This window comes from Rubritalea sp. (assembly GCF_039830215.1).
Classification (GTDB): domain Bacteria; phylum Verrucomicrobiota; class Verrucomicrobiia; order Verrucomicrobiales; family Akkermansiaceae; genus Rubritalea.
In genome coordinates, this window is the sequence record NZ_JBDOPO010000204.1 from 1 (window position 1) to 8,256 (window position 8,256).

Here is an 8,256-nt window from a genome sequence, read left to right on the forward strand (position 1 = left end):
TTACGCCAATCTCAGCATAAGTGAGCCCCTGTTTACGAAGAAGTACAGCTTGCTTGCGTCTATCTTCGAGTTGGCTAGGTGTGAGCGTACGTGCGTCTTGAAGTTTCATAGCTTATATCCAGCAGAAGTAATGCCAACTGGTTTTCTGCCTGATTAATAAGTGCTGTTGATAGTGATTTAATTTAATCTTGAAAGATTAGCCTAACTAAGATATCAAGAAGACGTATACACCTGTCATATGTTATCAGGGAAAGCTCATTATGTTGCAACGAACCACCCAGAAAGATCCCATAGAACCAGATGTGACGAATGAGAAAGAAGCAAATAACTCATTTCCCATCTCTATTGCGATTGACCCAGTCAGGATTCTGGGAGGTATTCTGACACGTTGGTATTGGCTTTTATTGGGAGGGGTGGCACTTGGGGTGGTGGGATTTTTAGTGGGGATGAAGCTAAATAAGCAGGCGTTTAGTTTGTCAACAGCGCTAATCAGAGGAAAGATTCCCCAAGTGCAGACTTCGGAAATTGGCCAGCCTTTCCAGCCGGCAGATTTAAATGATGCCACCCTTTTGTCCATCTTGCTTGCAACTGAACCCTTGGAGTATGCGATGAAACGAGTCAACAATGGACTGAGTGGTCTTGAAATAGCTGAAAAGGTCAAAGCGGCTCAACTCGAAAACACGGATATTTACTACATCACATATCGTTCTTCGGTAAGTGATAAAGACGCTCTAAAATTTGTAACTATATGGTCTGAAGAGATTATTGAGTATACTAAGCGGCTGCAACAATCTGAAGCTCGTGCCGTGCGAGATATTCTAGCGAAAGAGGTTAGGCAACTCGAATTTCGTATCGATCAACTAGATCTTCGTATTATCGATTTTGCAAAGAAGAATAATTTTTTTGGAGGGGAATCACAGGTTACCGCACTATTGGATAAAATATCACAGATTGAACTGCAGCTAGGAGCAGCAAAATCTCAAAAGGCTTCACTTCTGGCGCAAATCGAAGAGCTCTATGAAAAAATTCAGCACCATAGCCCGCTTGGGAGCTCTTTAAGAGAAGCAACACAAGAGTTGGCTAATCTCCGATCTACCTATACCGACCAAAACCCTCTCGTGAAAAGTCGGCTAGCCAGTATCCTGCACCTTGAGACTGAGGTGGCTCGGCTGTCGGATGTGAAAAATACACCGCTAGAGAAATTTACTGGGTCAGATTTAGGGAACACTATATATCTCAGTATAATTAGTTCTAATAGTCAACTTACTGATGCAGAGAATAGAATTATTGCACTAGAGGAACAAGTGAAGGTTGAGCAAAAAAAACTGAGCAAGTATCCCTCTATTATAGCTAAGTACAATGCCCTAGTTGCGAAGAGGGGTTCCCAACTCAATGAGCTCTCGTTGCTGGGCAAGCGTCTTAAAGAAACAGAAATTTTTGCATCCGGCTCTCCTGGGTATTTCCAGACATTTGAAGAACCCGATATTCGGAAGGTTGTGCCCTCCTCAATGATGAAGAAGCCTCTAATCCTAGGGGGGGGTGGAATGATCATGGGTGCAGGTTTGGCGTTACTCATTACCTTGTTTAAGACTCAGCGTTCTTCAAGGCGTTCAGTTCTAGAGTGTTGTGCGACGACGGGTGGCCGGTTTGTAACTGGCTTTCCCAGTGAAGGTATTGATGCTCCAGAATACAATGATTTTTGGTTAGAAAGATTGGCGATGAAGTCTAACGCTGATAGTCCAGTTCTTTTTTGGACTGCAGCCCTAACTCCTGAAGAAGAGCAAATATTCTGGCGGGGACTCTCTAAGGCAGCCCATTTTGATGCAGGGCGGACTCTAAAAGTATACGACTTGACCCCCGAGGTCACCCTCGCCGATGAGCAAGAGAAGCAGCAGGACTTGCTGTGGGGAAGTAAAGATTCAGAGTGCTATATCTGGAGAGCCCATAGCTTACCGGATAGAAGCAAGCGAGGGTTATTATCATCAGTTGAAGAATGCTATGCTCTGATTGCAACTGAGAAATCCTCTCTCCAGGCATTTAATGATTCACGTGAGTTATTCGAGATATACCTTCCTCCATGCCATGGTACTCTCGCCACTCAGACCCCAGCCAGTGGCTGGTTTCGTATAAAAGCTGACCAACTCTCACTATTTTTATCTCGACTACTTTCTAGGTAATGAACATTCTTCCATTATTGTTCCTTCTTTTATTTATTAATAGGGCTTTTCCAAATCCGAGTGTTACTCAAGGCGATGCCCCTTCGGGGGCTGATGAGCCTCCCGAGAATGTCTCTTGGAGAGATCGTTATGAGTTGGGGCCAGGAGATGTGATTAATTTTGCTCTTTTTGGTCGGCCTGAGCTAGACCGTAACGGTTTTAGAGTCTCTCCAGATGGCACTATTAGTTTCCTCCAGGCTCAGACTATTCTCGTCACAGGCCTAACTATCGACGAGGCTCGACTCAAAATTGAAGAGGGTTTGATGGGCTATTTTAAGTCACCACGTGTGATTATCACCCCAGTAGAGGTTGGTTCGAAGCGCTACAGTATACTTGGGAAAGTGATGGGTAAAGGCGTATACACGCTGGCTTCTCCTACTACTTTACTTGAGGCTGTAGCACAAGCTGGTGGAATTGAGACTGGTTTGTTCGAAAGGAAAACTGTTGAAATTGCTGATATGGATCGTTCCTTTATTACTCGCAACGGGAAGCATCTGCCGGTTGACTTCAGAAAGTTATTTAACGACGGTGATTTGAGCCAAAATGTAGCACTCGAACCTAATGATTTCATTTATATTGCGTCCTCAGTTTCCAATAACTATTATGTATTGGGGGCCGTAACTACTCCTGGAGCACAGGGCTACACTGCTGATGCAAGCCTCGTGTCAGCATTGACACGCCGAGGTGGCTTGACTGATCGAGCTTACACAGATAAGGTTTTAGTTGTTAGAGGTAGCTTCACTAACCCAGAAACGCATGTGATTAGCTTGAAAGATATCCTTGCGGCCAAAGCAAGAGACTTCAAGTTGTTACCCGATGATATAATCTATGTGTCTGAGCGACCATGGATCGTGGCAGAAGATATCTTAAAATTAGCAGCTTCGGCTTTTGCTACTTCGATGGCTTCCACTTGGATCAATAATAATACAACTAGAACAGGTGACTGAGAGAATGCATAGCAAGGCCCTTCAGATTGTGACTTTGCTCACACTGGCCAGTATCATATTGAGTGGCTGTTCTGAGCAGATTCCGCATCCTGATTTTGATCTGAGGAAAGTCGATCAGACCGTGCGTAATTTGAATTTTAAGAACGTTAAAATCAAACGTAAGCCAAGCAAGGATTTGTTGACTCCTGCGGTTGATCCCTACCTCCTTGGGCCAGGTGATGTTCTAGAAATTGAGATATCAGAGGTTGCGGGAACACTAGCGCGCACTTTTGTCATGCCAGATGGGCAGGTCTATTACAACCTCGCAGGAGGGGTTCATGCGGAAGGGTTGACCGTAGCGCAGTTGGCCAGCAGATTAACTACAGCACTCCGTCGAGATTATAGTAGTCCTATCGTGACAGTGGCCCTAGTTGAAGTGCGTTCTAGACGTTTTTGGATTTTAGGTAGGATATTCAAACCTGGCTTGTATCCTTTGAGCCAGCCTACGACTGTTCTGGAAGGAGTTTCTCTAGCTGGAGGATTATTCACTTCAGGCTACTCAGGTTTTACGGAGGAATTGGCTGATTTATCAAATAGTGTGCTTATACGTAATGGTGAGATTGTGCCCGTGGACTTTAAAGCGTTGATTAAGAATGGTGACGCAACACAGAATGTTTATCTCAAACACAATGACTATATCTACATTCCCTCGACAACGACTTCAACGGTTCTCGCGCTAGGGGCTGTGCGTAATCCTCAAGCGATACCCTATAGTGAAGAGTTGACTCTAGTCGACCTTCTAGCCCAATGCAAAGGCCCCACTAGCGAAGCCTTTCTCAATAAGGTTGTAGTTGTGCGTGGCTCTCTCAATGAGCCAGAAGCTGCGATAGTAAACATCAAAGATATTCTAGTGGGTAAGGATGCCGATATTCTACTCCAGCCGGGAGATATCGTATGGATACCTAAAAGGCCGTACCGTTATCTAGAGGCTGTGGTAGAGACTATTTTTCAGGATGCCGCGCGAACGATCGCAGCGAATGAAGGCAGTCGTGTCGCTGGAGGCGAAGGTGATGTAGGAATTTCTCTCCCTCTGGGTACTCCCAGTAATGCCAGCAGTGGCTCCAGTAGTGCTGGCGAATAACATTCTACACCTAGCACTGGATGTTCACAGTTAGCTCTACGGCAATCATTCATAATTAGAAGAACGGCTAGTGAGGATAATCTCCCCCAATTATAGTAAATTATAAAATAGAACTAGGCTTGCTAAAAAATTGAGTAATCTCGCTCGTTGAGCGTCCTATCAGACTTATTGGTCAAAAACAGAAGAGTGATGTGGTCTCCTAAACGGAGCCAATAGCATATTAAAATCTCTGGCTGTCCATCGGTGACTTAATCACCGAAAAACAGACAAGCAAACGTAAGAAAAGACACCTATGTGTTGAATTTAAAGCGCGTATCGCCAGTGTAGCTCTCAAGGGGATTCGCTAAGTAAATGTCATAGGGTTCACGAATTTTTCACCATCCTATTTGGTTTCGACTGAATGGGACCTGCTATTTGAGGGTGGCAAGGTGGTAATAAAAAAAATCCGGCTCAAGCACTGGGAGGTTGAAGTATTTATTGGGGGTATTCGCTATCCGAGGTCACAAAAAAAGCACCGCCTCTTACGAGTGCGCTGCTTTTGATAAATTAGTATGTTAGAAATGAATGACTAGCGCTTCTGGCGCGCGTTTGCCTTGAGACGAAGCGCGTTGAGAGCGATGAAGCCAGAAGCGTCGTTCTGGTTGTATGCTTCTTCTTTGCCTTCTTCAGCGCCTTCCATGGAAGCTACTTCTTCGTCGTAGAGTGAGAATGGTGAGCGACGACCCGCTTGGATGCAGTTGCCTTTGTAAAGTTTCATGCGAACTTCACCAGATACTGTACGCTGTGTGGATGTGATGAGGTCTTGCAGAGCTTCACGCTCAGGAGTAAACCAGAATCCGTTGTAGATGAGTTGTGCGTACTTAGGCATGAGGCTGTCGCGGAGAGCTTGAGCCTCACGGTCTAGAGTGAGCGTCTCGAGATCTTGGTGAGCTGCGAGGAGGATCGTGCCACCTGGAGTCTCGTACACGCCGCGGGACTTCATGCCTACGAAGCGGTTCTCCACGAGATCAACACGACCGATGCCGTGCTGGCCGCCGAGAGCGTTGAGTACTCGCATCACGCCGTATGGGTTGAGAAGTGTGTAGCCGTTTTGCTTGCCGCCAGCAGTGACGTCGCCAAGCTCAGTGATGAGCTCTGCAAGGCCTTCAGTTTGAAGACCTATAATATTGCCTTTTTCGAAAAGGAACTGAACGTATTGTGCCGCGTCTGGTGCGTCTTCAGGAGAAACAGAAAGGACGTACATGTCCTTGTTTTCTTCCTGAGTTGCGTCGTACCAAGTGTCTTCCATTGCACCAGCTTCGAAGGAAATGTGAAGTAGGTTGCGGTCCATTGAGTAAGACTTCTTCATGGATGCTTTGACTGGAATGTTGTTCTCCTCAGCGTAGGCGATCATTTCTGCGCGGCCTGGGAACTGAGCACGGAACTCGTCGTCACGCCACGGTGCAATCATCTGGATGTCAGGTGCGAGAGCTGCAACTGACAGCTCGAAGCGGACCTGGTCGTTGCCTTTGCCTGTAGCACCGTGAGCGATAGCGTCAGCGCCTTCGGCGATAGCTACGTCAACCATACCCTTGGAGATGCATGGACGTGCGATGGATGTACCGAGGAGGTAACGGCCTTCGTAAAGTGCGTTGCCTTGGAACATTGGGAAAATGTAGTTCTCCGCGAAGTCTTCTTTTAGGTCGCCGATATAGCACTTGGAAGCGCCAGTCGCGAGCGCCTTAGCTTCGAGGCCGTCGAGTTCTTCTGCTTGTCCGACGTCGGCACAGTAGGCGATGATTTCTGCGTTGTACTTGTCCTTGAGCCACTTCAGTAGAACGGAAGTGTCGAGGCCACCAGAGTAGGCTACTACGATTTTCATAATGTTATTAGATAAAAGGACTGGGCTTTAGAGGAATCCGAAGCACTTGTCTTCTTCGAAAATAAGCAGGGAATGCCAGCATGGGCAAGTGGAATTGACCACAAGGATTATTAATGGGCAACGTTTTAGGTCGCATTCTTGATGCTGTGTCGGTGAGAGTATTTTCGAATTCTCGCTGGTGCTTTCAGAAGTCTGCGCATGTCATTTTTAGCCTAGGATTTGAAGTACCCAGCTTTTCTATCTGATGGTCTTTTTGGTTCAGCCATTAGGTCTCTATTCAAATATTCGGTAGTGTTGAGATCTGGGCTGTAGCTCGGGAGGTAATGCCGCTCTTGCCTTCAAATTTCTGATTTACCCACTCCTTCACTTTTTTAGCATGGTGAACCCGAAGACTGTCTTATATTAACTATATGCTCCACTCAGTATCCTTAACGGTCCGACGCATAAATTTTACGAGCCGTTGATATTTTATTGCCCCCGCGGAAAACCTAAAGTGCATCTACCTGATTTTTGTTATAGTTGAGGTCATATTCACTCTCTATTTTTTGCTCTATCTCTCGAACTGGACTCTCTCCTCCTGATGAATATAGATCACTGCTGCTTCTTGCAGCGATCCTCCCAGAGGAACGTAGTCATTCGCCTAGATAATAAAATGAATTACAAGCTCAAGCAGCCCCCCACTTCTTCTAAAGTCGGCAACTCGGACACAGCCAGCGGCTAGAAAATTTTCAATCGAGCGGTTCTCACTCAAATACTAGCTAGGCGGAGGTTTTCCTGAGCTGAAAAGAAAGGTGGCCTTAGTAAGGCGCGCCCTTTGTAAATTTATCTTTTAGTCCCAGAGGTTAGCAGGGTACTCACCTTGCTCGACGAGCTTGGTGAGGCTGGCAATGCACATGTCTTTGTCCTGTGGGTAAGTAACGCCGAACCATAAACTCGAAGTTTCGAGGATTTTGCAATCAGCTTTGCCAGACTTTACTATGGTGTCGACATCAGTAGGGATGAAACACTCGGACTGCATTTCAGTGCCGCGCTCCTTGAGGAATGCAATGAAGTTCCTTTCGAGTTCTGGCATGATGCTTCGTGGGAATCCCCAGAAGTTCATGGAAGTGAGAGCGTTGACTGAGAGTCCAACGCGGTCTCCAGCGAGGTTATCGCCGCGGCAGACTCCGTCAGACTCCACTTCTATATTGAGGTGCTCTTCAACGATTTTGAGGAAGCCGTTAGAGTTAGAGCAGATACCGCGGTTTACATTACCGTGGTCAGAAAGGGTGTTCTCAAGCTTGTAGCCAACCATGCAGTAGTGATCGACTCCATCTGTGAACTTAGCTATTTCGGTGAAGTAGGAAGTGATTTGCTTGAATGAATCAGCACCGTAAAAATCATCAGCGTTGATAACAGCGAATGGCGCATCCACTACATTGCGAGCTGCAAGAATCGCGTGCGTAGTGCCCCATGGCTTAGTCCGGCCCTCTGGAGGGCTGAAACCTTCTGGTAGGTCGTTGAGCTCCTGGAATACGTAGACTACATCGATTTTTTCAGCAAACTTATCACCAATTTGAGTTTTAAATTTATCAGCAAAGTCTTTGCGGATAATAAAAACGACACGGCCAAAGCCTGCGCGAATAGCGTCATAGACTGAGTAATCAAGAACGGTCTCCCCCTTAGGTCCCATGGGTGCCATCTGTTTGAGACCGCCGTATCGGCTGCCCATGCCTGCTGCAAGAACGAGGAGTGTAGGTTTCATAGTATTCGGTATGAGTAATGGGTGGGGTGAAATGGGTATTTCGGATCAAGCTGACGGCTTTATGATAGGATTTCGGAGCCTCGACAACCCAAAAGTTATAGGGGTGAAAAACAAGTCCTTTTTGTGTATAGAATGATTGCTGCGTTTATCTGGGCTGGCCGACACGGTCAGAACGTGCGCAGACCTGAAGGCGTTAATCTGGCAGCAAATCACGAGGGGTAGCATTTATGTGCTCCGCTTAAGTACTGCTGAGTTCTGGACTGCAGCGACTGAGCGTATAAGCGTGGTACTATCGGAATGCTTAGCCTACCAAACTTTATTTTCCTAGGTGGGTGGGTACTCAGGTTATCCAAATAAGAAAAATTCTC

At 46.4% G+C, this 8,256-nt stretch carries 5 protein-coding genes; 3 read left to right on the forward strand and 2 right to left on the reverse strand.

The window, feature by feature from the left end; genetic code table 11:
• The first annotated feature begins 260 nt into the window (after positions 1 to 260).
• Genes ABGY95_RS06730 through ABGY95_RS06740 form a run of 3 tightly spaced genes read left to right on the forward strand, consistent with a single transcriptional unit; the run spans position 261 to position 4,283 of the window.
• Positions 261 to 2,177: a hypothetical protein gene (locus ABGY95_RS06730; RefSeq protein WP_347440924.1), complete on the forward strand. Its 1,917-nt coding sequence runs from the start codon at positions 261 to 263 to the stop codon at positions 2,175 to 2,177.
• Positions 2,177 to 3,163: a polysaccharide biosynthesis/export family protein gene (locus tag ABGY95_RS06735; RefSeq protein WP_347440925.1), complete on the forward strand. Its 987-nt coding sequence runs from the start codon at positions 2,177 to 2,179 to the stop codon at positions 3,161 to 3,163. The genes ABGY95_RS06730 and ABGY95_RS06735 overlap by 1 nt, the downstream gene beginning before the upstream one ends.
• Positions 3,164 to 3,167: 4 nt before the next feature.
• Positions 3,168 to 4,283 (forward strand): polysaccharide biosynthesis/export family protein, encoded by a 1,116-nt coding sequence (locus tag ABGY95_RS06740; protein ID WP_347440926.1) that lies wholly within the window; start codon positions 3,168 to 3,170, stop codon positions 4,281 to 4,283.
• Between the two features lie 568 nt (positions 4,284 to 4,851).
• On the opposite strand, the gene ABGY95_RS06745 is transcribed toward ABGY95_RS06740, so the two are convergent.
• The gene (locus tag ABGY95_RS06745) at positions 4,852 to 6,144 is read right to left on the reverse strand and encodes an argininosuccinate synthase (RefSeq protein ID WP_347440927.1); all 1,293 of its coding nucleotides are present in this window, start codon (positions 6,142 to 6,144) and stop codon (positions 4,852 to 4,854) included.
• An 829-nt stretch (positions 6,145 to 6,973) separates the two neighbouring features.
• Positions 6,974 to 7,888 (reverse strand): sugar phosphate nucleotidyltransferase, encoded by a 915-nt coding sequence (locus tag ABGY95_RS06750; protein ID WP_347440928.1) that lies wholly within the window; start codon positions 7,886 to 7,888, stop codon positions 6,974 to 6,976.
• Positions 7,889 to 8,256: the final 368 nt, after the last annotated feature.